The sequence below is a fragment of the Blautia luti genome (assembly GCF_033096465.1).
Lineage (GTDB): Bacteria > Bacillota > Clostridia > Lachnospirales > Lachnospiraceae > Blautia_A > Blautia_A luti.
The window spans coordinates 710,476-734,557 of record NZ_AP028156.1 but is presented as its reverse complement, the minus strand read 5'-3'; the positions used below and the strand labels follow the sequence as shown (position 1 = coordinate 734,557).

The 24,082-nt window shown below is 43.5% G+C and carries 21 protein-coding genes; 2 read left to right on the top strand and 19 right to left on the bottom strand.

Going from position 1 to position 24,082, the window contains the following annotated elements; all coding sequences use genetic code 11:
• Positions 1 to 7: 7 nt before the first annotated feature.
• The 3 genes from R8695_RS03425 to R8695_RS03415 form a co-directional block, all read right to left on the bottom strand.
• Positions 8 to 1,087 carry an ABC transporter permease gene (locus R8695_RS03425; protein ID WP_118511214.1) on the bottom strand — a complete coding sequence of 360 codons (1,080 nt, stop codon included), beginning with the start codon at positions 1,085 to 1,087 and terminating at the stop codon, positions 8 to 10.
• The gene (locus R8695_RS03420) at positions 1,084 to 2,619 is read right to left on the bottom strand and encodes an ABC transporter ATP-binding protein (RefSeq protein ID WP_118511212.1); all 1,536 of its coding nucleotides are present in this window, start codon (positions 2,617 to 2,619) and stop codon (positions 1,084 to 1,086) included. The genes R8695_RS03425 and R8695_RS03420 overlap by 4 nt, the downstream gene beginning before the upstream one ends.
• A gap of 201 nt (positions 2,620 to 2,820) precedes the next feature.
• Positions 2,821 to 3,972: a BMP family ABC transporter substrate-binding protein gene (locus R8695_RS03415; RefSeq protein ID WP_416385746.1), complete on the bottom strand. Its 1,152-nt coding sequence runs from the start codon at positions 3,970 to 3,972 to the stop codon at positions 2,821 to 2,823.
• Positions 3,973 to 4,343: 371 nt separating this feature from the next.
• On the opposite strand from R8695_RS03415, the gene R8695_RS03410 reads away from it, so the two are divergent.
• Positions 4,344 to 4,517: a DUF362 domain-containing protein gene (locus R8695_RS03410; protein WP_118511208.1), complete on the top strand. Its 174-nt coding sequence runs from the start codon at positions 4,344 to 4,346 to the stop codon at positions 4,515 to 4,517.
• A gap of 63 nt (positions 4,518 to 4,580) precedes the next feature.
• On the opposite strand, the gene R8695_RS03405 is transcribed toward R8695_RS03410, so the two are convergent.
• From R8695_RS03405 to R8695_RS03385, 5 genes are all read right to left on the bottom strand, one after another.
• Positions 4,581 to 6,071 (bottom strand): response regulator transcription factor, encoded by a 1,491-nt coding sequence (locus R8695_RS03405; RefSeq protein ID WP_154780911.1) that lies wholly within the window; start codon positions 6,069 to 6,071, stop codon positions 4,581 to 4,583.
• A 54-nt stretch (positions 6,072 to 6,125) separates the two neighbouring features.
• Positions 6,126 to 7,946 (bottom strand): cache domain-containing sensor histidine kinase, encoded by a 1,821-nt coding sequence (locus tag R8695_RS03400; protein ID WP_118511204.1) that lies wholly within the window; start codon positions 7,944 to 7,946, stop codon positions 6,126 to 6,128.
• Positions 7,947 to 7,981: 35 nt separating this feature from the next.
• Positions 7,982 to 8,821, bottom strand: coding sequence for a carbohydrate ABC transporter permease (locus R8695_RS03395; protein WP_118511202.1), 840 nt, complete (start codon positions 8,819 to 8,821; stop codon positions 7,982 to 7,984).
• 15 nt (positions 8,822 to 8,836) lie between these two features.
• Entirely contained in the window at positions 8,837 to 9,745 is a 909-nt protein-coding gene (locus tag R8695_RS03390) for a carbohydrate ABC transporter permease (protein ID WP_117845671.1), read from the bottom strand.
• Positions 9,746 to 9,833: 88 nt separating this feature from the next.
• Positions 9,834 to 11,102: a sugar ABC transporter substrate-binding protein gene (locus R8695_RS03385; RefSeq protein ID WP_243139585.1), complete on the bottom strand. Its 1,269-nt coding sequence runs from the start codon at positions 11,100 to 11,102 to the stop codon at positions 9,834 to 9,836.
• A 349-nt stretch (positions 11,103 to 11,451) separates the two neighbouring features.
• Between R8695_RS03385 and R8695_RS03380 the strand changes: the two genes are divergently transcribed.
• Complete coding sequence (locus tag R8695_RS03380; protein ID WP_008706370.1) at positions 11,452 to 12,621, top strand: Gfo/Idh/MocA family protein; 1,170 nt, start codon at positions 11,452 to 11,454, stop codon at positions 12,619 to 12,621.
• Positions 12,622 to 12,801: 180 nt separating this feature from the next.
• Here R8695_RS03380 and R8695_RS03375 read toward each other — a convergent pair whose 3' ends face one another.
• From R8695_RS03375 to srtB, 11 genes are all read right to left on the bottom strand, one after another.
• A complete protein-coding gene (locus R8695_RS03375) occupies positions 12,802 to 16,083 on the bottom strand; it encodes a leucine-rich repeat protein (protein ID WP_154780910.1) in 3,282 nt (1,093 codons plus the stop codon).
• A gap of 125 nt (positions 16,084 to 16,208) precedes the next feature.
• Positions 16,209 to 16,670: a MerR family transcriptional regulator gene (locus R8695_RS03370; protein ID WP_154780909.1), complete on the bottom strand. Its 462-nt coding sequence runs from the start codon at positions 16,668 to 16,670 to the stop codon at positions 16,209 to 16,211.
• A 255-nt stretch (positions 16,671 to 16,925) separates the two neighbouring features.
• A complete protein-coding gene (gene dnaB / locus R8695_RS03365; protein ID WP_118511194.1) occupies positions 16,926 to 18,254 on the bottom strand; it encodes a replicative DNA helicase in 1,329 nt (442 codons plus the stop codon).
• A 26-nt stretch (positions 18,255 to 18,280) separates the two neighbouring features.
• Complete coding sequence (rplI, locus tag R8695_RS03360) at positions 18,281 to 18,727, bottom strand: 50S ribosomal protein L9 (RefSeq protein WP_118511192.1); 447 nt, start codon at positions 18,725 to 18,727, stop codon at positions 18,281 to 18,283.
• Positions 18,724 to 20,778, bottom strand: a complete 2,055-nt coding sequence (locus tag R8695_RS03355) for a DHH family phosphoesterase (protein WP_317676225.1) — start codon at positions 20,776 to 20,778, stop codon at positions 18,724 to 18,726. Before R8695_RS03355 ends, rplI begins: the two co-directional genes overlap by 4 nt.
• 162 nt (positions 20,779 to 20,940) lie before the next feature.
• Positions 20,941 to 21,204, bottom strand: a complete 264-nt coding sequence (gene rpsR / locus R8695_RS03350; protein WP_008707906.1) for a 30S ribosomal protein S18 — start codon at positions 21,202 to 21,204, stop codon at positions 20,941 to 20,943.
• Between the two features lie 41 nt (positions 21,205 to 21,245).
• Positions 21,246 to 21,698 carry a single-stranded DNA-binding protein gene (locus R8695_RS03345; protein WP_118511190.1) on the bottom strand — a complete coding sequence of 151 codons (453 nt, stop codon included), beginning with the start codon at positions 21,696 to 21,698 and terminating at the stop codon, positions 21,246 to 21,248.
• Between the two features lie 78 nt (positions 21,699 to 21,776).
• Positions 21,777 to 22,064, bottom strand: coding sequence for a 30S ribosomal protein S6 (rpsF, locus tag R8695_RS03340; protein ID WP_020993443.1), 288 nt, complete (start codon positions 22,062 to 22,064; stop codon positions 21,777 to 21,779).
• Between the two features lie 110 nt (positions 22,065 to 22,174).
• Positions 22,175 to 22,366 (bottom strand): DUF951 domain-containing protein, encoded by a 192-nt coding sequence (locus R8695_RS03335; RefSeq protein WP_118511274.1) that lies wholly within the window; start codon positions 22,364 to 22,366, stop codon positions 22,175 to 22,177.
• Positions 22,367 to 22,426: 60 nt separating this feature from the next.
• On the bottom strand, positions 22,427 to 23,152 hold the full coding sequence (locus R8695_RS03330) for an NAD-dependent protein deacylase (protein WP_118511188.1): 726 nt from the start codon (positions 23,150 to 23,152) through the stop codon (positions 22,427 to 22,429).
• Positions 23,153 to 23,180: 28 nt separating this feature from the next.
• The gene (gene srtB, locus R8695_RS03325; RefSeq protein ID WP_118511186.1) at positions 23,181 to 23,993 is read right to left on the bottom strand and encodes a class B sortase; all 813 of its coding nucleotides are present in this window, start codon (positions 23,991 to 23,993) and stop codon (positions 23,181 to 23,183) included.
• Positions 23,994 to 24,082 lie beyond the last annotated feature (89 nt).

Sequence of the window (24,082 nt, the reverse complement as noted above, 5' to 3'; positions counted from 1 at the left end):
CTACCTCCTATTTCTTCGTACGCTTTACTCTGTAATTAATAAAGAATTCTGCTCCGATGAGGAAAAACAGGATAATTCCCAGAAGTACATCCGAAGCATTCTCATTCAGTCCGTACTGCGTTGCGATCTGTACAGCACCCTGGTCCATAAATACGATACCAAAGGAAACTGCAACCATGATAAATGTATTAAACTTGGAAAGCCATGCAACAATGATGGCTGTGAAACCACGTCCTCCTGCTGTAGCAGTAGAGATCGTATGGCTGGCTCCGCTGACAATTACGAAACCTGCGATTCCGCAGATGGCACCGGAGATCGCCATGGTACGGATAATCACTTTCTTTACCTGAATGCCTGCATACCTGGCTGTGTTTTCACTCTCTCCTACTACTGCGATCTCATATCCCTGTTTAAAGTATTTCAGATAAATAAACATTCCCACTGTCAGGATCAGAACAATAACTACGTTCCATCCATATTTCTGTCCGAACAGATCCGGAAGCCATCCGGCTTTCGTAGCCTGATTGATGATACCTACGGTATTGGAACCTTTCGGATTCTCCCAGAATACAATACAGAAAGTGATCACCTGCATGGCAACATAATTTAACATTAAGGTAAACAGTGTTTCATTGGTATTCCAATTGGCCTTAAATACTGCCGGGATCATTCCCCAGATCATTCCACCCAGTGCACTGGCCACGAACATTACAATAAGAAGCAGGCCTGTAGGCATCTTATCTCCTGCATAGATCATCACTGCTGCGGAACAGGCTCCTCCGATAAGGATCTGTCCTTCTGCGCCGATATTCCAGAACTTCATTTTAAATGCAGGTGCCAGGCCGATGGAGATACATAAGAGCACCATGGTATCTCGTATAGTCTGCCACAGACGTCTCTCAGATCCCATGGCTCCGTCCCAGATGGCTTTATATACATCCACAGGATTCATTTTTACAAGTGCCACGATCACAGCTCCGCACACGACCAGCGCCAGGATCAGGGCAATGAAACGGATCAGCAGACGTTCCTGCCATCCGGCTTTATTTCTTCTTTTACTCACCTGTAAGAAAGGTTCTTTTTTCATGCCTGTTCCCCTCCTTTTTCATGTTTCGTCATAAGAAGGCCTATTTCTTCTTTCGTAGCACTCCTGCCATCTGCGATTCCGCTGATCTTACCTCCGCAGAATACGGCGATCCTGTCGCACAGCTCCAGGACCACATCCAGATCCTCAATGACACAGACCACTGCTACGCCTTTTTTCTTCTGCTCATTCAGAAGCTGATAGATCACATGGGAAGTGTTGACATCCACACCACGGGTAGGGAAAGCTACCAGCAGTACTTTCGGATTCTGCGCAATCTCACGTCCTACCAGAACCTTCTGTACATTACCTCCTGACATCTGACGGACAGGCGCGGAGATACTTGGTGTCATAACTTCCAGCTGTTCCTTGATCTTCAATGCCAGAGCCTTCGGGCCTTTTCTCTCAAGGAAGGGGCCTTTTCCATTGCGGTAGCTTCTGAGCATCATATTGTCCGTCATATCCATATCCCCTACAAGTCCCATACCGATACGATCCTCCGGGACAAAGGCAAGGCTGATTCCTGCTTTATTAATGGAAATGGAATCCATTCCTGCAAGTTCCAGGGCTTTTCCCCCATCATCCAGCAGGCTGATGGAGCCACTTTCTACCTCCTGAAGGCCTGCAATAGCTTCCAGAAATTCCTTCTGACCGCTTCCGGAAATACCGGCAATACCCAGGATCTCTCCTGTATTTACAGACAGATCAATGTCATCCAGTGTCTTTACACTATCTTTATTTCTGCAGTTTAGACCTTTGACCACCAGTCTTTTCTTTACATTCTGTGGTTGTGGACGTTCAATATTCAGATCAACACGGGCACCTACCATCATCTCTGACAGACTCTGGACATTGGCCTGTGCCGTCTCCACAGTGTCTATGTACTGTCCTTTTCTCAGGATTGCCACACGGTCAGACAGTGCCAGCACCTCCTGCAGCTTATGGGTGATGATCATAATGGAACATCCATCTGCACGCATGTTCCGCAGGATATCAAACAGCCTGTCTGCTTCCTGGGGAGTAAGTACTGCTGTAGGCTCATCCAGAATCAGGATCCTTGCGCCGCGGTAGAGCATTTTTATGATCTCTACTGTCTGTTTCTGGGATACGGACATCTCATAGATCTTCTGTGACAGATCCATCTCGAAACCATATTTGTCCACCAGCTTCTGAATATCTTCCGTGATCTTCTTCATATCCAGCTTTCCTTTGCCCGGAAGTCCCAGAATGATATTCTCTGCTGCCGTAAGCACATCTACCAGCTTGAAATGCTGATGTACCATACCGATTCCCAGTTCATAAGAATCTTTCGGTGAACGGATCTTTACTTCTTTTCCATCTACAAAAATATGTCCCTCATCCGGATAATAAATCCCATAGATCATATTCATCAGAGTCGTCTTGCCGCTTCCGTTTTCTCCCAGGATCGCAAGGATCTCTGATTTCCTCAGTGTGAGATTTACATGGTCATTTGCCTGGACCGAACCAAACCGCTTGGAAATATCTCTAAGTTCAAGTGCATAGTTTTCTCCCACTATCGTTTCCCTCCTTTTCTTCGCCTGCCAGATGCTACAGTTCTGTCATGCTTATGGATTATGGAACTGCTATTTTTACTATCGGTTCCATAATACAGCAAAAGAAACCTCCATATTATGGAGACTCCCTTTGCACACATGATTTCCCGTGAAATAAGAAAAAGCAGAGCTGCTGACATGCAGCTCCGCCTGTTTCAGTACTTATTCTGTGATGGATGTGATTCCGTCGATAGCTACATCAAATGCAGGTGCAGAACCATATTCGGATTCATGGAAATATCCGTCAGAAACATATTCTGTTCCATCTTTCTCATATGTATCCAGTTCTTTGCCGTCTACAGTAAATGTAGAAGTATCAAATACATGAAGGGAACCATCGCTGATCGCATCTTCTACTTCTTTTACTTTTTCTTCTGTGCCTTCTGCTACAACTTTGTCATTGAGAGGTGTGATCTTATCTGCGCCTTCTGCGAAACCTTTGCACCAGTCAGTATCGATTGCCGTGCCGTCAAGCATGCACTGTACTGCGTAAGTATAATATACGCCCCAGTCCATAGATGCGGAGGTAAGTGCTGTGTTCGGAGCTACAGATGTCATATCAATGTTGTAACCTACACAAGGAACACCTGCTGCTTCACATGCTGTAGGAGCACCTGTAGTATCTGCATGCTGGCTGATCAGTACACAGCCGTCAGAGATCAGGGCATCTGCACACTCTTTTTCAAGATCAAAGCTTGCCCAGCTGTTTGTATATTTTACTTCCATTGTAGCGGACGGGCATACACTCTTCGCACCAAGATAAAAAGAAGTATAACCGGAAATAACCTCTGCATACGGGAATGCGCCTACATAACCGATCTTACATGCGTCTTCTTTCACTGTACCGTCTTCGATCATCTCATTGAGTTTCAGGCCTGCTACCACACCGGATACATAACGTGCTTCATAAATATTGGTGAAGTAGTTATGCATATTGGAAAGTCCGCTTGAGGATGCCTGGGTTCCGGTTGCATGGCAGAACTGTACGTCCGGATATTCTCCTGCTGCTTCCAGAATATAGGTCTCATGTCCGAAGCTGTTTGCAAAAATGATCTGGCATCCTTGGTCTGCCAGGTCTGCTGCTGCATCGTAACATCCTTCATCTTCACCGATCAGAGTTTTCTCGATCACCTGAGAATCGTCCAGTCCCAGGTTCTCTACCATCTCATCGATACCAGCCATATGCGCTGCGGTATAGCCTTCATTCTCATCTCCGATATAGATCGCGCCAATCTTCAGATCTTCTTTCGCGATCCCTGCGCCGCTTTCGCTGTCATCACTTGCGAATACCGGTGCACTCATGGAAACTGCCATCACTGCTGCAAGTCCAATTGCCAATGCTTTTTTCATTCTTCTTTCCTCCATTTTCTGTGTTAAGTCTCCTGTTACGAAATAAAAGAGGCACAACCGTGTGTGTTATGCCTCTTTGCAAGTACCTTTACTATACATTTCTCCATTTGAATTGTCAATAAATTCGAAAAAAACATATTTTTTTTTTGACATCCTTATTTTTTTTGTTCATTCGCGCAATTATTCTTTTGCTTCTAAAAGTAAGCGTAATCTAACTTAATATTATTTTATAATGTTTCTGATTTTATACTTGTAATTCTGACAAAGATATATTAGAATAAAGCCAGAACCGAAGAGGTACTAAAAACGATATTATAATAAGGAGGATTATAATTATGGCATATGTAATTTCAGACGAATGTGTAAGCTGTGGAACATGTGAGAGCGAATGTCCAGCAGAAGCTATCTCTCAGGGAGATGAGCATTTCGTAATCGACGCTGACGCTTGCTTAGACTGTGGAACATGCGCAGAAGCCTGTCCAACAGAAGCTATCCACCCAGCAGAATAATTAACTGGTACATAAAAGATCAGCCGGTTTCTTTCGGAACGGCTGATCTTTTTTTCATTTAATTTATATTTCGCTCTGCTTCCGGTAAGTATCCGGTGACACATCCGTATAACGTTTGAATACCCTGGAGAAATACGTACTGTTTTCGAAGCCAAGAAGTTCTGAAACTTCATAGACCATTTTTCCCTCCTGAAGCATCTGCCTGGCCAGTTCTGTTTTTCGGAGATTTACATATTCTATGAAATTATAACCGATCTCTTTTTTGAATATCGTGCTGAGATAGGCAGAAGAAACTCCTGTTTCACCAGCTGCATCTGACAGATGGATGGGTTCTGTGATATGCATTTCTATATATTTCACTACCTTTTGCAGGATTTCTGATCTGCTGCATTTGTAGGCGATCCAGAATTTTTCCATAAAAATACTGTTAAATTCCAAAAACCATTTTTCTATTTCTCTGAGACTCTCCATCATCATGATCTTCTGATAATGACAGTTATCTCCATCCAGCTCTATTTCTTCCAGTGCACCATCCAGTGACTGTGCAACCATAGAATAAATTCCCAGAATATCCATAAAATTTCTTCTCAGCACATTGATACTGATATAGGGCTCCTGCCGGATCAGTCCGAAGATTCCATGCAGATCCTGTTCCGTTTCTTCTTTATTAAAGCAGCGAATGTTCTCTTTTAAAGAATCCAGATACCCATGTATTCCCCTGGGACTGTGCCCCTCTGTCTCGATCTTCTTCTGTAAAAACACCAACTTCTCTTCCTTATCATAATAGCTGAAAAGCTGTATCTGTTCTGCCATCGCAGCAGCCCGGATAATATCCGCTGTTTTTTCCATACAGCCTTCAAAAATTCCCATATACAGTTCTCTGCCAATCCTCTGCTCTGCCTTTTCTTTTAACTTCGTATAGACAAATCTTTCCGGCTTTTCTGCCAGCAGGAAATATCCGTACTGATTTCCCTTCTGGATCTGCAGGCCTTCCCTGGCATCGGTCTGGGCCCATTTACGGATCAGTTCTGTAACTTTGGACAGCCCGTCCGGATCTTTTGCCAGTATGCATATCAGTGCCTGATAGTTAGATGTACCTGCAAAAATATCCCTGCTATCTCTGATGATCTCTTCATAACGGATTTCCCGTATTCCCCGGAGATGCATCGCATTTCTTTCTTCTGTTTCTCCCAGACACTTTTCCAGAATACTTTCCAGTTCATCAGAACTCAGATTCAGTTTTCGCAGATAATCATACGCCCCCAACTTCATTGCCTTCTTTACAACATCGAATTCTTCCTGGCAGCTTACCACGATTACTCTGGTTTTCATTTCTTCTTTCTTCAAAAATTCCAGAATTTCCAGCCCGCTGACTCTGGGGATATTCAGATCAAGAAGAATGATATCCGGACGGCTGTTCCGGATCATTTCCAATGCTTCTTCTCCATCTGTTGCATCCGGCAGCAGTTCCAGATCCAGTTTCTTCCAGTCTACAAGCTGACGCAGTCCAAGTCTTGCCAGAATTTCATCCTCTACGATCAATACCTTTTTCATAGAATGTTCTTCCCTTCATCCGGATAATAATTGCTATCTTTTTATCCTATTTTATCACCTTTCTTCTGATTCTGTAATTTTTTTTGGAAGACGAACCCATATTTCGAAACCATTTCTGACCTTTTCATTATAGATCAATCCATAAGATTCGCCGTACAGCAGCTTCAGTCTGGAATTTACATTGTAAAGCCCGATCCCCGTCACAGCTCTCTGGTTCTTCTCTCCCTTCAGAAGATCTTCAATCTTCTTTTTATCCGCAGAATTTCCATTATTGAATACAGATATGACAAAATCATTCTCATACTCTATTGCAGAGACTATAATCTGCCCTGCTGTCACACCTTTTACTCCGTGCAGAATCGCATTTTCTACAATCGGCTGCATGGTAAATGCAGGGATTTCATAATAGAATAGTTCTGTTGGAATTACATTATAATACTGAAACGAACTTCCAAACCGCATCTGCATGATATCTACATATGCTTTCAGAAGTGCCGTTTCCTGTCCCACAGTAGTCATGCCGTTTTTGTTACTGTAAACTGCATGCAAAATATCTCCCAGTGCTTCCAGTGCTTTCTCCGTGTTTTCATTCCCCCCTGCACGGTCCTGTCCTTCTTTTATGGCCATGATCCTTATGGAATTAACCGTGTTAAAGATAAAATGAGGGGAAATCTGCGACATGAGCATCTCATAATGGGCTTTTTCTTTTAATCTGCTCTCTCTTTCTACTTTTTCCAGAAGCTCTTCGATCTTTTTCCCAGCCTGGTTATAGCAGGATACAAATTTGCTCATCTCCTGGAAAGAACCTCTGGGTTCCTCCAGAACTGCCATTCCATTGGGAGCTTTTTCCAGAGTCTGTGCCACTTCAACCAGAGGTCTGGCGAGCCTTCTGGAAAAATATAACATAGTACAGACCGTGAATCCGATTACCAGCAATACCATTTCCAGAATATGCTGGAGAATCTTTCTGTTTTCCTTCAGGAAAATTTCCCGTGGCACAAGATAGACCAGTTTATTGGACGCATTTTCCAATTCACCTGCTATATAGTAAAAATCATCTTCCAGGTTACCGGTAATGATCTCCTTCTCAGAAATCTCTTTTACAGACTCCTGTTCTCCCAGCTCTTTCAGCTGCTTCTGATATTTCTCATTATATCCCATCAGTATATTATTGTTTCTGTCCAGGATATAAAGGGCACCGCCTTCCTCTGTCACCATGCTTGCTGCCAGTTTTCCCCAGATGTTCGTCTCAGACAGGCGGATCAGCATAACTCCCAGATTTTTGCCGGAATAATCCAGGATCTCACGTCCCATATAGAGATATTTCTGTACGTTGTCATATATAGTCATTTCCTGAAAAATTTCCCCGATGCCGGTACTGTAGGTCGTCTTTCTTCCATTCTTCAGAACCTCCTGATACCACTGTTCTTTCTCATAATCTGTCTCTGTCCTGCTTAATGCGTAGGAACCAATCACATATCCTGTTTTCGTAAGAATGGCTACTTTTCCGTTAACGGCATTTAAGACGGAGCTCTCTACATTCGAAATATCATTGGAAAGTTCTCTTTTCGCCTGATAAATCTCGTAGGAATCCCCGTCTTGTTCTAAAGTCCGCAGGTTCTTCAGCGTATTTTTGTTTGTCATCAGCATACTGGTGGCATAATTTGTCACCTCGATCATCTGATCCGCATTGTCTCTGATCTGGGACAGCAGATTTGTTTCATTGTTAATCTTATTTTCCGTGGTAACCTTCTGAAGATAGAAATTCAGAAGCATCAAAGCCAGGCACAGCGGCAGCACCACAAAAAATCCCATATAAAATGTGAGCTGCCTCCTTATGCTCTGGTTACCCGGATTTTTACGTTTGAAACCCATACGCAAATTTCCTCTTTCTACATCTGATCTGTGTTTTATCCTTTCACTGCACCGGCAGAAAGTCCTTGTACCAGATTCTTCTGTACCAGTGCAAAGAAGATCAGGATCGGTATCAGGCTGATCACCACCGCTGACATCAGCAGTCCCCAGTCTACAGAATACTGTCCTATGAAATCCTGCATACCGACCTGAATGGTTTTCTTTGAAGTTGTATTGATAAAAATAGACGCATACATATATTCATCCCAAGATGTCATGAAACAGAACAGGGCCGTGACAAAAAGTCCCGGTTTGGCAACATGGATGATCACATGAAAGAATGATGTCAACCTACTGCATCCGTCGATCCTGGCAGCTTCCTCCAGCTCCCATGGGATGGAAATAAAAAATGCACAGGTATTCCATATGGCAAAAGGCAGGGTAAAGGAGCAGTACATCAGAATCAGTCCTGTATAACTGTCAATCAGGTTCAACTGTTTCATAATAATATAGTAAGGAATACACAACAGGATTCCCGGAAACATTCTTGTCATAAGAACCGCCATCTTGATCTTCCCGGCACCTGCGATTTTATATCTGGTAAGTCCATATGCTGCCATTACTGATAATATCATACAAATCAGTGTTGTGACCAGTGTAATAAAAATACTGTTCATAAAATATCTTACGAAATTCGACTGAAACAGTACATGTCTGAAATTGTCAAATGTGATATGAGTCGGTATGATCTGAGATAGATCATATATCTGTTCCTTTGTTTTCAGGGCAGTCAATACCACATAGATAAACGGGGTCACTGCAAGAAAAACCATGACTATTGTGAATATATAGGCTACCACATGCCTTATAGCTTCATTTCGTTGTTTTGTATGCATATAGTTTCCTCCTCCCTATTCTTTCTCACTTACCATCTTCAGGTAAACTCCAGAGAAAACAGCCATAAATATAAACAATACCACGGATGCAGCTGCTGCAGTTCCAAAATTATGGTCAATAAATGCTCTTCTGTATGCATAGGTATAAATAATCTCTGTGCTGTACAGCGGGCCACCTTTGGTCATCAGCCAGATGGTGTTAAAACAGGACACAATACCGATCAGATTCAGAATGGTTGAAATAGCCAGAGGCTCTTTGATAATCGGAAGTGTGATTTTCCAAAAACACTGCCAACGACTGGCACCATCTATTTCCGCACTCTCATACACATCCCCGGAAATTCCCTGCAGTGCTGCCAGAATAAAGATCATCTGAAAAGGAATTCCCTTCCATATTGCTACCAGAACCACACACCAGAACGCTGATCCCACATTTCCAAGCCAGGATACAGATTCTGTAATCATTCCCAGCTTCACTGCCAGTATATTAATGATACCTACATTTGCATTGAATAAAAAAGTAAAGGTCATAGCTGCTATGGCATGGGGAACTGCCCATGGAACCAGAATCAGCGTTCTATATACAGATCTTCCTTTCAGTTTCTGGTTCAGTGCAAGTGCAAGAAGCATGGCTGCCACAAGCTGTACCACAAGATTCACCACCGTCCACTTCACTGTATTTCCAATAGACTGTAGGAACACTTTGTCTTTAAAAATATCAATATAATTCTGTAAACCTGCAAAGGTATTAAATGTAGGATCATTTGAGCGTACAAGGTTATAATTTAAGAAACTCAGATAAATACCTCTGAAAAGAGGATACACAGAAAGTGCCAGTACCGCAATTACTGCTGGTGCCATCAAAAGATATCCTGGAAGATTTTTTTTCAGTTCCAGGCCTTCTTTTCTACGTATTTTGGACATGATCTTCCTCCCTTCTCAATGAAGAAGCGCTGCCGCCATTTCACGCCAGCGCCTCTGTTATTATTTCATGTTTGTTTCCCGGATATTTTTACTGATAATTAGATGCAATGTTTTCATTGAGCTTCTGGGTAAGAGAAGTCAGCGCATCTTCAGCTGATGACTGTCCGTAGTCTACTTCCAGGATGGCATTGGTGATCAGTTCATCGATGGATTTCTCATTGATAACAGCAGGTCTTGCTTCTGTATACGGAAATTCTTCTGTAAAGACTTTCAGTTTTTCCTTTCCTTCCAGTGCTTTGTCATAGTCGAAGTCTTTACGTGCTGAAATCTTTCCTTCTACGCCAAGAAGAGAATCTCCTTTTTCTGAATTCAGATACTGAATCAGGTCATAAGCAAGTTCCGGATCTTTGCAGTTGGTATTAATATTCCAGGTCCATCCTCCCAGTACAGTTGCTTCTGTTTTTCCTTTTACCATCGGAGCAATGCCGTAATCCAAATCCGGATTAATATTTTCTACTTCGCTGGAGCACCAGTCTCCGCCCAACAGGAAGGTTGCTTCTCCATTTGCAAAACTTTCATATACTTTGTCCCATGTAGTTGCTTCTTTAAAAGACTCTACCAAACCGCCTTTGGAGATCAGATCACAAATATAATTCCATGCCTCTTTTCCCTCCTCATTGTCGATCACTACCTGCGGGATATCTCCACTTGTATCAATGACTGGGCATTCATTCTGATAGAAAAATGAATAAAAAGCATATGCACTCTGATAAGTAATAATACCTCCATATCCGGCTTCTTTTGCTTTATCTACTGCATCAGAAAGTTCTTCCCATGTTGTAGGAACATCGATTCCCAGTTCCTCCAGACGTTCTTTATTATAATAGAGACCCGTACAGTCCATATACCATGGCACGGAATAATATTTACCCTCAAATTTGCCGGAATTGAGTGGTCCTTCCTGATACTGCGCAGTAAGCTCATCGGCTGTGGTAATATCTTCCAGTGGATACAGAAGTCCCATTGCTGCAAGGTCAATGGCATGTCCGGAATTGTCCATCACTACAATGTCTGCTCCGCCTCCTGCCAGAGCTGCTGTCTGGAAAGATTCCTTAATATCCTGCTGGGAAACTCCCTGCAATGTGATCTCCACCCCTGGATTCTCTTCTTCATATTGTTTGATCACTTTCGCAAGCTCTTTCCCTTTTGCTTCTGTCTCATCGATCCAGTTATTTAACATCAGAAGTGTCAGTTCTCCTTCTTTCTGATCTGAAGTATCGGATGCAGCCCACACACCTGTCTGTGCGCCCAAAGTCAAAGCCCCTGCCAACATAACAGCTAATGCTCTTTTCTTCATTATATAGTTCCTCCTTCTCATCTTCTCTCTTAATCTCTATGTTACTGATCTGCTTTCCAATCGATTGTTCTGCTATACACTTATTAAAACATGAAATCCCTGATTTTTGAATAACGATATTATTCTTTCTTTTTCCATCTTTTCTAAAAAAAGTAGAGCTTTCCGGAACTGGTATTATTTTTATCTTTTTGGGGTCAAACATCTAAATTATCTTTATTCTCATTTCTCTTCTCATCACGTATAATCACAAGCATAAAAGACAGATGCAGGGTTCCTGACATCCTGTGGATTTTATTCCTAACTAACTTTTTACTATTTTTTCTACTATTTTTAAGGAGGGTTTTCCATCATGAAAAAACTGAATGTTGCTTTAGTAGGCTTAAGCTTCGGGCTTGAATTCGTTGCTATCTACTGTAAACATCCTGATATTGATAAGGTGTATATCGTAGATAAAAATGAGAAACTTCTGAATATTGCAAAAGAACGATACAGCATTCCTGATGAACGCTGTTTCACAGATCTGCAGGATGTACTGGATATTCCTGAAATTGATGCAGTTCATCTTGTAACACCGCCAGCAACACATGCTCCGTTTTCTGTACGCGTCTTAAATGCAGGTAAACATTGTGGCTGTACAATTCCTATGGGAATGAGCATCCAGGAATTAAATGACATCATTGCAGCCCGCAAGGCCTCCGGCAAAAATTATATGTTTATGGAAACAACGATTTTCCAGAGAGAGTTCCTCTATATCCAGGAGCTTTATAAGAAGGGCGAACTTGGACGCCTCCAGTACATGACCTGTGCACATTACCAGGATATGGAAGGATGGCCGGAATACTGGGAAGGCTTCCCGCCACTGATGCATCCGACACATGCAGTTGCTCCTTGTCTGATGCTCGCAGGCCATCTTCCAGACAAGGTTTACGCAAGAGGTTCCGGAAAAATCCGCAAAGAACTGGCTGACAAATACGGCTGCCCGTTTGCATTCGAATCCGCATTTATTTCTCTTCAGGATAGCGATGTAACTATTGAAATGGAACGTTTCCTCTACGGTGTAGCCAGAAGCTATTCCGAATGCTTCCGAGTATACGGTGAAAACGAGAGCTTCGAATGGCAGCAGCTTGCTGATGAAGATCCTGTTCTCTTTACCCGTACAGGAGAACTGGAGAAAGTGGACATTCTGGATGAAGACAGCGAAAAATCCAGTCGTGGATCAGAGATTGTGGAAAAAAGAATCCAGATCCCGGATTATGCACACCTTCTTCCGAAGGAAATCGCATCCTTCACCACCAACACAGTATATAACAATGAGAACACCCATCTCTCCTTTACCCAGGGTGGGGGTCACGGTGGTTCCCATCCACACCTTGTACATGAATTCATTCGTTCCATTCTGGAAGAGCGCAAACCTGCTATTGATGACATCATGGGCGCTTACTGGACAGGTACCGGAATCTGTGCACATGAATCTGCTATGAAAGGCGGAGAAGTTATTACGATCCCCCGTTTTGAATAATTTATTTTAAGTTTTTGCTGCAACGCAGACAAGAAAATGCCTTGAAATATAAGAGAAATATGCTTTGGGTTTATTCCAGCATTCACTTCTTATATTTTCAAGGCATTTTTATAAATTCTGTTACTGATTTTTATGTGCTGTATTACTGTTCACTCTATACTCAATCGTATGTTTCTGTAATTACTTTTTAATTTTTACAGACTTCACATTACTCCAGGAAGAATACAGTGTTTTTCCTCCTTTTTTCGTATAGGCCCTGACTCTGACATAATAGGTTTTATTCTTTGTCAGAGAAGTAAGCGTAGCTTTTACAGTTGAATTCTTTTTGATGGTCTTTGTTTTCAGGCCGGTCTTAAAATTACTGCCTGTTGCGTACTGAACCTGGTAACCTTGTGCACTGCTGTTTCGTTTCCACTGGGCGGAGAGCTTTCTGCCGCTTACGTTAGTGGCCTTGCTCAAGGATACCTTGGATGGAGTTACAGAAACTGTGACCTTCTTTGAACCGGATTTGTAAGTCTTGCTGGATGCCGCCTTTATGGTAATGGTGGCTGTTCCTGCATACTTCGCGGGTATGGTGATCTTTCCGCTGGAGCTTACCTTTACTTTGCTGTCATTTGAAGTATAAGTAAGCTTCGTTCCACCCAGGCACTTGGCACCCAGGGAAATGGTCTGAGATTTAGTACTCTGGGATTTCTTTACTGTACCGGCTGTTTTCGTGGTGATCGTATTTGTTAACAGGGAACCTTTCGGGAGAATTTTGAAAGATAAGGTCACCTTTCCGTAATACGCAGAAGGAAGTCCCTCTATTGTCACCGTAGCGGTTCCAGGATTTTTATTATTTTTATAAGTCACCTTATAAGCATAATCCCCCACCTCATAAGGATCATCTCCTTTTGTTATTACTTTGACTTTCGGTTTCTGAGCCTTTCCATTATAAACAAACTCTGTTGCACTTAAAGTGATATCTACTGATTCCGGCAAATACTTTCCGTAGTAATCTCCTGTATCCGGATCCCATGCTTCCCATTCTATTCCATCATATGGATTACCATAAGATTTTCTGACTTTTCCATCCCAGGTGGAATTATTAATAGGATAATAAACACCTATGTAGTAGGTTCCTGTAAACATGTTCGCATCCATCTCCGGAGCATCCCCTGTAAAATAAATACTTACCAGATTACTGCAATCTGCGAATGCACCGGCTTCGATCTTCTTTACATTTTTATCGATCACAAGGGAGCTTTCTGTGTATCCCTTATAGGTATCTTTCGTGATTACAGTACCCGGATCTGATGGGATTGGAGTAGCTGTTGGTGTTACTGTTGGCTTTGGTGCTTCCGTTGGTTTTGGTGTTGCTGTTGGCTTCGGTGTTGCTGTCGGTTTTGGTGTCGGCTTCGGTGTCACCGTCGGTTTTACTGTCGGTTTCGGTGTCACTGTCGGTTTTACTGTCGGTTTCGGTGTCACTGTCGGTTTCGGTGTCACTGTAGGAGTCGGCGTTGCCGCATTTTTCTTCCAGACTGCCTTAAATGTTCTATCTCCGTACACACCTTTCCTCAATTTCGTATTCTCTACTCCATCTCCAACTTCATCCACCCATTTTTCGAAAGTATACCCCTTTTTCGTCGGAGCGAGAAGCGGATAGGACTGTACCTCACCTGCCACATAGCTGGTAGGATTTCCCGGATTATTTGTACCACCATCCAGGTCATAATTGATCTTATAAGTTCCACCTGTGTAATAAATGATTCTGGACTCATTCAGCTTACTGGTAATTCTACTGCCACAATCTTCCCAGTTCCATTCGTAATCCATTGCCTTAGAGCCACGCACCATAGCAAATTTCACATTGCTGAGCGTACCAACTCCTATATAAGTTATATTGGTATCCTGAAGTTCCTGAAAATACTCTCTGTTCTTATAATAAGAATCCACATTCACGGAAATCCATGTATAAGATGCTGAAATATTATCCGGAATCACTACTTTATCAAGCTTGCTTCCATAAAAAGCAAAGGGACTAATAGCTGTCGTATCCGACGGAAGAGTATAACTTCCACCAGAACTCTTCGCCGGTGGATAAAATCTCAGCTGCTTTTCTCCACTTGAATCATTTCCTCCACAATATAAGACACCATCAATTGAATAATATCCCCAATTTTCCCTGACTACATTGATTTCTCTCAAGTGTTCTGCCTTACAAAATGTAGCCAGATTTAAGCTGGCCCGCCATTGCAGCTCTGACAGATCCATATTGATCACTTCCACCTGAGAATTCATATATGCACAAATATCAAGATATTCAGGTTTTATACTGATTTTTTTCAATGGAAAATTCGGACAGTTTTCCAGTCTCTCTGTGGATACTTTTTCCAGATCAGATTTCGTATTCACTGTTGTAAGTTCCGGGCAGTCAACCAGATATAACCTGTCAAATGTACACTCTGCATTAAATTCAGTAAGTTTCGGACAGGACATCAACTTCAATGTACTGAAACTTCCTGTAGAATAAATCGTATTAAGTTCACTACCTCCTACATTCAAGGTTTCTGCACTTCCATTCAGCACCAGTGTCTGAAGTTTCGGATACCCCGAAACTCCCAGTTCCGTTCTTATCCTTGTTTCATACTGCCCTGTCTCTGTGTTATATACCTGCTCTTCATACTCAGAATTTCCATATAATGTAAGGGATGTGATGGTATCCATTACCTCTTTATCAGATGCCCCGTAATAATTCCATGATTCCTTATTATACATTTTCAATGATTTCAAATGAGGCATCATATAATCTTCGTTATAACTATAATCAAATAAAACTGATGTTCCGTCACCGACTTTAAATTCCGGATTGTCCGGCAGTTTCAGATCTTCCAGATTTCGAAATGCCCCAAACACTCCATACCATGAACTGTATCCGGCAAGCCTCGTAACTGTATCCGGCAGCTCCAGTGCTTTGATTGTTCGCGGATCCAAAAAATAGAATCTGTCGGATGTGTCTGTTGAACTTCCATTATACGGACCAATGGCTGTTACTGTCTTCCCTCCGATACTTGAAGGAATCTGAAGTAAAAATGTATCCACATTTCCGCCAAGATTTCCCCAACCGGTAACAGTCAGGGTTCCATCCTCATTCTCATACCCAATCCAGCCGCGCCACTTTCCATCCTCTTCCATAAGATTCTTCGAGTACTTTCTCTCCCCCTCAGAATCACTCCCAGCAGCAACCGCACTATCCGAAAACACCTCAGCATCTGCCGCATCCGTTACCTCTTCCGTTCCATCACCAAACTTCTGCGTCTCAGCCGACTGACCCTCCGATGCCTGCACCTCATCCGTCCCATCCGAAAAATCTGAACTTTCCATCCCCTCAAACTCCCCGGCATATACCCCCGGACCAGAAGTCCCCATCACAGCCACCGCCACTGACAACGCCAGCACGTTCTTTAAAAATCTTTTCTTCATCCTCTTATCCCTCTTTCCTTCCCGACCCTCTCTCCAAAAATCTTATATCACCATAATACCCTCCCACTCCATTTTCGTCAATCAAAATCCCCCAACTTCTCTCCCGTTCCGCCAGCCCCTGCGTTTCACGTCCGTCTGCGACCTCTCTTCCTCTCCAATGCAGCCGCCGCCTCCTTCCTGGCCAGCTGCCTCCTCCTGATCGCCGCATCCAAACTACGGCACTCCACTTCCCCCTCCTTCTTCATCTGCATCTCCTGCGTGATCAGCCGTTCCAGAATCCTCTGAAACTCCACCATCCTCTCATCCGGCGCCTTCTCCCCTTCCAGCAGCTTCACCCTGCTGTCCGTACTCCCCGGTACCGTATGTGCGATCTTCGGGATCACATCCTTAATTGCCCGCAAAGCAAGCCCCCTTTTCTTAAGTTCCTTTATATTAGCCAGAAGCGTAATATCATATCCTGTGTAATAACGATGCCCCTGCTCATTCCTGTTAATGTGCAGATCCAGCTCTTCTTCCCAGTAGCGCAGGACAGATGCCCTCACTCCCAGAATCTCCGCTGCCCGGGTCACAGTATATCGCTGTTCCATACTACCCCTCCTGTCTTTTTTATCCTTAATTATAGAAGCCGCAAATACAGAATGCAAGAAATTTCCATTGACAAAATCCCCCTGCAAAACCGGCATTATACAGGCATTTCCCATAAAAATCTTTTCCCTGTCAGCTGCCTCCAGAATTCTCCACCACAATGCGCTCCCATCCGGAAAACTCTTTTTCTCATAGAAAAACAGCCCCGCACAGACTCTAATATCTGCACAGAAGCTGCATATAAATCATATATATTTCTATTTCTTCATATTCACAAACTGCGTATATCTCGGCAGCCATACCAGTTCCACCGTACCAATAGGGCCGTTTCTCTGTTTCGCAATAATGATCTCTGCGATATCCTTCTTCTCCGTATCCTTATGATAATAATCATCTCTGTAGATGAACATTACCACATCCGCATCCTGCTCAATAGCACCTGACTCACGCAAGTCCGAAAGCATCGGTCTGTGATCCGGACGCTGCTCAACCGCACGGCTGAGCTGGGATAATGCAATAACCGGCACATTCAACTCTCTGGCAAGAGCCTTCAGGGAACGGGAAATATCTGAGATCTCCTGCTGACGGGAATCGCTTTTCCCGCTTCCGCTCATCAGCTGCAGGTAATCGATCATAATGATCCCCAGATTATGTTCCAGCTTATACTTCCTGCATTTCGAACGCATCTCTGCAATGGAAATACCCGGTGTATCATCAATGATCAAATTGGACTTTCCGATAATGTCCGCACCTTCCACCAGTTTGGTCCAGTCCTCGTCTTTCAGATTTCCGGTACGCATATTCTGGGAATCCACATGTGACTCCATAGCCAGAAGACGGTTGACCAGCTGCTCCTTGGACATTTCCAGACTGAAAATAGCTACTGTCACATCCTTGCGAAACGCCATATACTGTGCGATGTTCAGAACAAAAGCCGTCTTGCCCATAGAAGGACGGGCTGCGATCAGCACCAGATCTGATGCATGCATGCCGGAAGTCTTATAATCCAGATCCACAAATCCTGTAGGAATACCTGTAACAGAACCTTTCAGCTTGGAAGCTTTCTCAATATTATTGATGGCATTCAGCACAACCTGCTGGATCGGCACATACTCCTCATTGTTACGTCTCTGCAGAATGTTAAAAAGCTTCTTCTCCGCTTCTTCCAGGATGACTTCTGTATTCTCTTTCTCCAGATAACAGGTATTGGCGATCTCCTCATTGGCCTTGATCAGTCTGCGCAACACTGCCTTCTCACTGACAATGTTGGCATAATACTTGATATTGGCAGAAGTAGGAACTGCTGTGATCAGATCCTTCACATACTCCATGCTGCTGATATCCGGCGGAAGCTCTTTCTCCTTCAGACGGTTCTGAAGAGTAACCAAATCCACAGGTTTCCCCTCATTACACAGCTCCACCATGGCATCAAAAATGATCCCGTACTGCTTCTGATAGAAATCATCACTGGTAAGGATCTCAGACGCCACAAGAATGGCTTCCCTGTCTAGGATCATAGATCCGATAACAGACTGTTCTGCCTCCATGCTGTGGGGAAGGATCCTTTTGATCAGTGCTTCTTCCATTATGTCTACCTCCCGAAAGGATCAGATTAAGCTTCTTTTACCCATACCTTAAGAGTTCCTGTTACCTTAGGATGAAGACGTACCGGAACCTGTGTCACACCCAGGACGCGGATCGGTTCAGGCAGCTGCAGTTTCTTTTTATCAATGTCCAGATTCAGTTGTTTCTTCGCTGCTTCTGAGATTTCTTTAGAGGAAACAGATCCGAAAGTTCTTCCACCCTCGCCTGTTTTCAGGGTAAGAATGATCTCCTTTGTCTCCAGTTCTTTGGCAAATACCTGGGCTGCTTCATAGATTTCTTTGGCAACTTTCTCTTCATTTGCCTTTTGAAGTTTCAGGTCATTTAAATTCTTCGGGGTTGCTTCCAGTCCTAATTTCTTGGGAAGGATCATATTTCTCGCATATCCGTCGCTGACATTTACGATCTGTCCCTTCTTTCCAAGAGACTTTACATCTTCAAGTAAAATTACTTTCATTTTACATTTTCCTCCTGATATTCCTGGTCTATAATTTCTTTCAGCATCCTCTCCACTTCATCCGGAGATGCTTTCACCTGGGCTCCTGCGATGTTCATATGTCCGCCGCCGCCCATCTTTTCCATCATTACCTGTACATTGATCTCATCAATGGCACGGGCACTGATATAAACCTCATCATTATACTGGGTCAGTACAAAGGATGCCTTCACTCCTGCAATGTTCAGAAGTTCATTGGCAGCCTGGGCACCAACAACTGTCGGGCTGTCCACGCCCTCGCTTGGGCATCTTGCAATAGCAAAATAATTTCTGTAAATACTCGCAGTACGAACAGCCTCTGCCCTGGCCTTATAAGATTCCAGATTGTCACGGAGCAGCTTACGTACCCTGGTCACGTCTGCACCGCTTCTTCGTAAGAACGCAGCAGCCTCGAACGTACGCACACCGGCCCGTGTGGTAAAGTTATTCGTATCGATCATAATACCTGCATAGAGACAGTCTGCTTCCATATTCCGAATACGCAGATCGTCGGAAAAATACTGCAGGATCTCCGCAACCATCTCGCAGGCAGAGGATGCATACGGCTCTACATAGGAAAGCACTGCATTCTCGATCACTTCACTGCCTCTTCTGTGATGGTCAAGGACTACCACTGTCTTGGTCATGTACAGCAGATCCTGGCATTCTGTGTAGCTTGGTTTATTGGTATCTACCACTACTACTACTACGGTATTATTATCCACCAGTTCCTTCGCCTGTGCACTGTTGACAAACATGGACGGCTCATAATCCGGATTATTCATATATCCTGCCATCAGCGGCCGGATAGAGGTTGTAGGATCATTTACCACAATATTGACTGTTTTTCCCAGGGTTCTTCCTGCACGGTAAATACCGATGGCTGCACCCAGGGCATCCACATCCGTGATCTTATGTCCCATTACTACCACACGTTCCTTGGTGCTCATAAATTCTTTCAGCGCCTGGGCCTTTACCCTTGCTTTTACACGGGTGGTCTTCTCCACCTGCTGGGTCTTGCCGCCGTAGTAGGTAATGTTGTTGCCGTTTTTGATAACAACCTGGTCACCGCCGCGTCCCAGAGCCATCTCTATGGCAATTCGGGAATATTCATAATTCTGCAGATAATTCGCAGCATTCAGGCCAATACCGATACTTAAAGTAATGGCCATCTCATTTCCGATATTGACAGTCTTAACCTCATCCAGAATGTGGAAACGCTGTTCTTTCAGAGTTTCCAATGAACTCTGACGCATGATCAGGAAATATTTATCCTTCTCCAGCTTCTTCACCAGTCCGTCGAAATTGGAGAAATATTTGGTGATCTTTCGATCGATCAGCGCTATGAGCAGGGAGCGTCTTACATCCTCCACGCTCTCAAGAGCTTCTTCGTAATTATCCAGATAAGCCAGAGCTACCACCAGCTTGTTGTCCTCATTCTTCTGGATATATTCTGTAAGCTCCGTATCGTCATACATATACATGGCAATGAGATCCGGACTCTTGTCCACCTTCTCAAAAAGCTCACTGTTGGCGATCACTTCTCCCATGGATACTCTCTGCATGGAAAGCCGGTAGATCCTGTCACCCACCTGAGTGCTGATCTCACTGATCTCTTTCTTTCCGGCAGACGGCAGTTTATCCGGTGTTACATCCGGAAAAATGGAGCTGATATTTTTTCTGTAAAACTGGTCCTTTCCTGTAAGCTCCGCAAATACTTTATTGGACCAGATCAGCCTGCCGTTCATGTCCATGATGGCATAAGGCAGTGCCAGTTCCTCCAGGATCCTCTTCTCCAGCGTATCATACTGGTTCGCAAATGCTATGAGGTCATTCACCACGAACGGCTTATGACAGCGCAGAACAACTACTGCGATTCCAATGTAAATAAGAATTCCCACAGATACAACAATACCGGCTTTCACATCTGTGATATAGACCAGTATGTTCAGCACAACCAGTAAAGCACAGAGGATCAGAGGCCAGCTCATAAAAGCTTTCATGTGGCCTCTCAGTTTTAATTTATTACTCATATCTTTCTTTCCGTTCTTTACTTTTTTACATCTGTCTGGTATGGTTCTGGTTCCATACCGCGTTACGGTAACCATTATAACAGATTTCTATCCAATTTACCAGACCGGCGCAAAAAAAAGGAAGGAGCCGCGCACGGTGGCGCAGCTCCTGTTAATTTCAGATTAGTCCTGGATGTATGGCATCATAGACATATGACGTGCTCTCTTGATAGCAACTGTCAGAGCTCTCTGATGTTTTGCACAGTTTCCTGTGATTCTTCTTGGGAGGATTTTTCCTCTTTCAGAAACGTATTTTCTTAATTTTGCTACATCCTTGTAATCGATTTCGTTATTCTCTTTACCACAGAATACGCAAACTTTTTTTCTTCTGCGGCCGCCTCTTCTCTTCATTGGAGAATCTGGTCTTTCGCCTCTATTATAAGCCATGGTTGCTTTCCTCCTATCTTATTCTATCAGTTTGTTAAGCTTTAGTTAAACGGCAGTTCTTCATCAATTCCATCTGGAATGTTCATAAAGCCGTCTGCACTGGCTGCTCCCGGTGAAGACATGGACGGTGCAGGTGCTGCCTGAGGATGGGAAGCTGCGTAATTATCGCTTGCTGCCTTACTCTCTGCGAATTCCTGTTCCTCAACTACTACCTCTGTGGTGTACACTTTCTGTCCATCACGGTTGGTGTAGCTTCCTGTCTGGATACGACCTGAAACAACGATCTTCAATCCCTGGCGGAAATACTTCTCCGCAAACTCTGCTGCACGTCCGAAAGAAACACAGCTGATGAAATCTGCAGTAGCCTCGCCGTCACGACGGAATCTTCTGTCTACTGCCAGTGTATATCTGGCAATGGCCAATGCGTTCTCTCCTGCGGAATATCTCACCTCAGGATCTCTTGTTAAGCGTCCCATTAAAATTACTTTGTTCATATTAATACCTCTTCGATCTGTTATGAATGGTTGAACGGGTCAATTAATGGTGCCTTCTAAAATCCACTCTGTATAAGATTATGCGTCTTTTCTTACGACTAAGTATCTTAATACGTTGTCCATGATACGAACGTGTCTTTCAACTTCTGCCGGACACTGTGCGTCTGCTTCAAACTGAATAAAATAGTAGAAGCCTTCATGCATTTTCTGAATTTCGTAAGCTAATTTCTTCTTACCCCATTCTTCTACTTCTGTGATAGTGCCGTTGTAACGTGTGATGTATCCTTTTGCTTTCTCAACAACTGCATCACGTACTTCGTCTTCAACTTTCGCACTAACAACTAATGCTAACTCGTACTTGTTCATGTCTTGCTTTACCTCCTTATGGTCTGTTGGCCCTTTGCCTGTCAAAGAGCAAGGATATAAAATATATCACGATTTTTGATTTTAACATAAATTCTGCTGTCTGTAAAGCACTATTTTTCTTTTTTTGTAAGATTTCTGGTATTTTTTTCTACCATTCTGCGGGGTACCATGATCTGATGGCCACATCCTGTACATTTCAGGCGGAAATCAGCCCCTACTCTCAGGATCTCCCATTCCTTACTGCCGCAGGGATGAACCTTTTTTAATGTTACAATATCTCCTACTTCATACAGAAGTCCCATTTCTTTTTCTCCTTTTTTTCTGTATCTTTCTGAAAACACAGCCTGACGGAACCTTCCTGGTCATCTGACCTGTATCTGTGCAAATACCTCCCCGATAGGCTCCTTGATCAGAAGATCTGCAAATCTGTCCCTTGGCGTAGGCATCTTATTAATCACCACCAGATGTTCTCCCCTGAAATAATCGATCAGCCCTGCTGCCGGATAAACAGCCAGTGAAGTTCCTCCGATAATCAGCACCTGCGCCTGGGAAATCGCTTTCACAGACTCATTGATCGTCTCATTATCCAGTCCCTCTTCATATAGAACCACATCCGGCTTGATGATCCCACCGCATTCACACCGCGGTACTCCGACAGATGCCTTCATATGCGCGAAATCATAGAACCTGCCGCATTTCATACAGTAATTACGGTATACACTTCCGTGAAGTTCCAGAACCTTTTTGCTTCCTGCCATCTGATGCAGGTTATCAATATTCTGGGTGATCACTGCCTTCAGCTTCCCTGCCTGTTCCAGCTGGGCAAGCTTCAGATGCGCTGCATTGGGTTTCGCTGTATCACAGAGCATTTTATCCCTGTAAAATTTATAGAATTCCTCCGGTTTCCTCATAAAGAAGGTATGGCTCAGGATCGTTTCCGGCGGATAATCATATTTCTGATTATAAAGCCCGTCCTGGCTTCTGAAATCAGGGATCCCGCTTTCTGTGGAAACACCGGCTCCCCCGAAAAACACAATATTGTCATACTGATCTACAAGTTCCTGCAGTTTCCTGATCTCCTCTGTCATTGTTCATTCCTCCTTTTTATTTCCTGTTCTACTGTGCCACATCCAAAGTATCCACTCTTTTTCCCTGCACTACATAACGGGTAGCTTCATTTCCTGTACAGGTGGATAACGTTACGATCTTATCCTTAATGGTAAGCTCTCCCACGTCCGTTTTGATATCGGAATAACCCTGGATCTTCTGCAGATATTTCTCAAATTCCTCTCCCGGTCCTTTAAACAGCGTATACGTGTCACTATTTACCCCTGTGGTATAAGCGGAAATGATCTCATATCTGTAATTCTTCTCAGGTGTAAAGATCCAGAAATATTTGCTCTGGTTGTAGATATCACTATTCTGGGAAAATTTCTTCAGCTGGGCGAACATGGAGCCGTTTTTCATGTTATGCCCGTAAACCAGGGTATTACAGTCACTGAAATCTCCCTTGTTCTCGTAATCTACGAAAATGGTTCCTGCAAAATTATAGTTCTTCTCATAGGTTCTGTGAAGATAGGTCTCATTGTCAGTACCATGTACGATAGGATAGCTGATACTTGGTACAGCTTCCACATAGATCCATCCTACTACATCTTCATTCACACTCTTCAGTGCCTTGAAATCAATATCCATGGGTGCTTTCAGCGTTCCGGCTTCCGGTCCTGCTGCTTCTTTCTGATCCGGGTCACGTTCTGTTACTGCCATCTGGGCGATGTGGTTGTATTCATCCGTTCCTTTCTTGTACTCCGTATAAATATGAAACAGATTATAGCCTGCATAACAGAATACACAGACTGCCGCGATCAGTACGACTGTCAGCACGATGTCTCCTGCTGTTTTCTTTTTTTTAGGCTGTTTTTCTGACATTCTTCCTCCTTTTCTGCAACAATCCTTTTGCTGCTGCGTATCAGGGATTTTCCCTGAACTTTTGTCTTCCATCCCTTATTATATCTGAC

Coding starts and splice junctions, on each gene's coding strand:
- R8695_RS03380 (WP_008706370.1), top strand. CDS start 11,452: ATGAAAAAACTGAATGTTGCTTTAGTAGGCTTAAGCTTCGGGCTTGAA.
- R8695_RS03370 (WP_154780909.1), bottom strand. CDS start 16,670: ATGGAACAGCGATATACTGTGACCCGGGCAGCGGAGATTCTGGGAGTG.
- R8695_RS03355 (WP_317676225.1), bottom strand. CDS start 20,778: ATGAGTAATAAATTAAAACTGAGAGGCCACATGAAAGCTTTTATGAGC.
- rpsR (WP_008707906.1), bottom strand. CDS start 21,204: ATGGCTTATAATAGAGGCGAAAGACCAGATTCTCCAATGAAGAGAAGA.
- R8695_RS03425 (WP_118511214.1), bottom strand. CDS start 1,087: ATGAAAAAAGAACCTTTCTTACAGGTGAGTAAAAGAAGAAATAAAGCC.
- dnaB (WP_118511194.1), bottom strand. CDS start 18,254: ATGGAAGAAGCACTGATCAAAAGGATCCTTCCCCACAGCATGGAGGCA.
- R8695_RS03345 (WP_118511190.1), bottom strand. CDS start 21,698: ATGAACAAAGTAATTTTAATGGGACGCTTAACAAGAGATCCTGAGGTG.
- R8695_RS03335 (WP_118511274.1), bottom strand. CDS start 22,366: ATGGGACTTCTGTATGAAGTAGGAGATATTGTAACATTAAAAAAGGTT.
- R8695_RS03385 (WP_243139585.1), bottom strand. CDS start 11,102: ATGAAGAAAAGAGCATTAGCTGTTATGTTGGCAGGGGCTTTGACTTTG.
- rpsF (WP_020993443.1), bottom strand. CDS start 22,064: ATGAACAAGTACGAGTTAGCATTAGTTGTTAGTGCGAAAGTTGAAGAC.
- R8695_RS03415 (WP_416385746.1), bottom strand. CDS start 3,972: ATGGCAGTTTCCATGAGTGCACCGGTATTCGCAAGTGATGACAGCGAA.
- srtB (WP_118511186.1), bottom strand. CDS start 23,993: ATGTCAGAAAAACAGCCTAAAAAAAAGAAAACAGCAGGAGACATCGTG.
- R8695_RS03375 (WP_154780910.1), bottom strand. CDS start 16,083: ATGAAGAAAAGATTTTTAAAGAACGTGCTGGCGTTGTCAGTGGCGGTG.
- R8695_RS03390 (WP_117845671.1), bottom strand. CDS start 9,745: ATGTCCAAAATACGTAGAAAAGAAGGCCTGGAACTGAAAAAAAATCTT.
- R8695_RS03410 (WP_118511208.1), top strand. CDS start 4,344: ATGGCATATGTAATTTCAGACGAATGTGTAAGCTGTGGAACATGTGAG.
- rplI (WP_118511192.1), bottom strand. CDS start 18,727: ATGAAAGTAATTTTACTTGAAGATGTAAAGTCTCTTGGAAAGAAGGGA.
- R8695_RS03395 (WP_118511202.1), bottom strand. CDS start 8,821: ATGCATACAAAACAACGAAATGAAGCTATAAGGCATGTGGTAGCCTAT.
- R8695_RS03330 (WP_118511188.1), bottom strand. CDS start 23,152: ATGACAGAGGAGATCAGGAAACTGCAGGAACTTGTAGATCAGTATGAC.
- R8695_RS03405 (WP_154780911.1), bottom strand. CDS start 6,071: ATGAAAAAGGTATTGATCGTAGAGGATGAAATTCTGGCAAGACTTGGA.
- R8695_RS03400 (WP_118511204.1), bottom strand. CDS start 7,946: ATGGGTTTCAAACGTAAAAATCCGGGTAACCAGAGCATAAGGAGGCAG.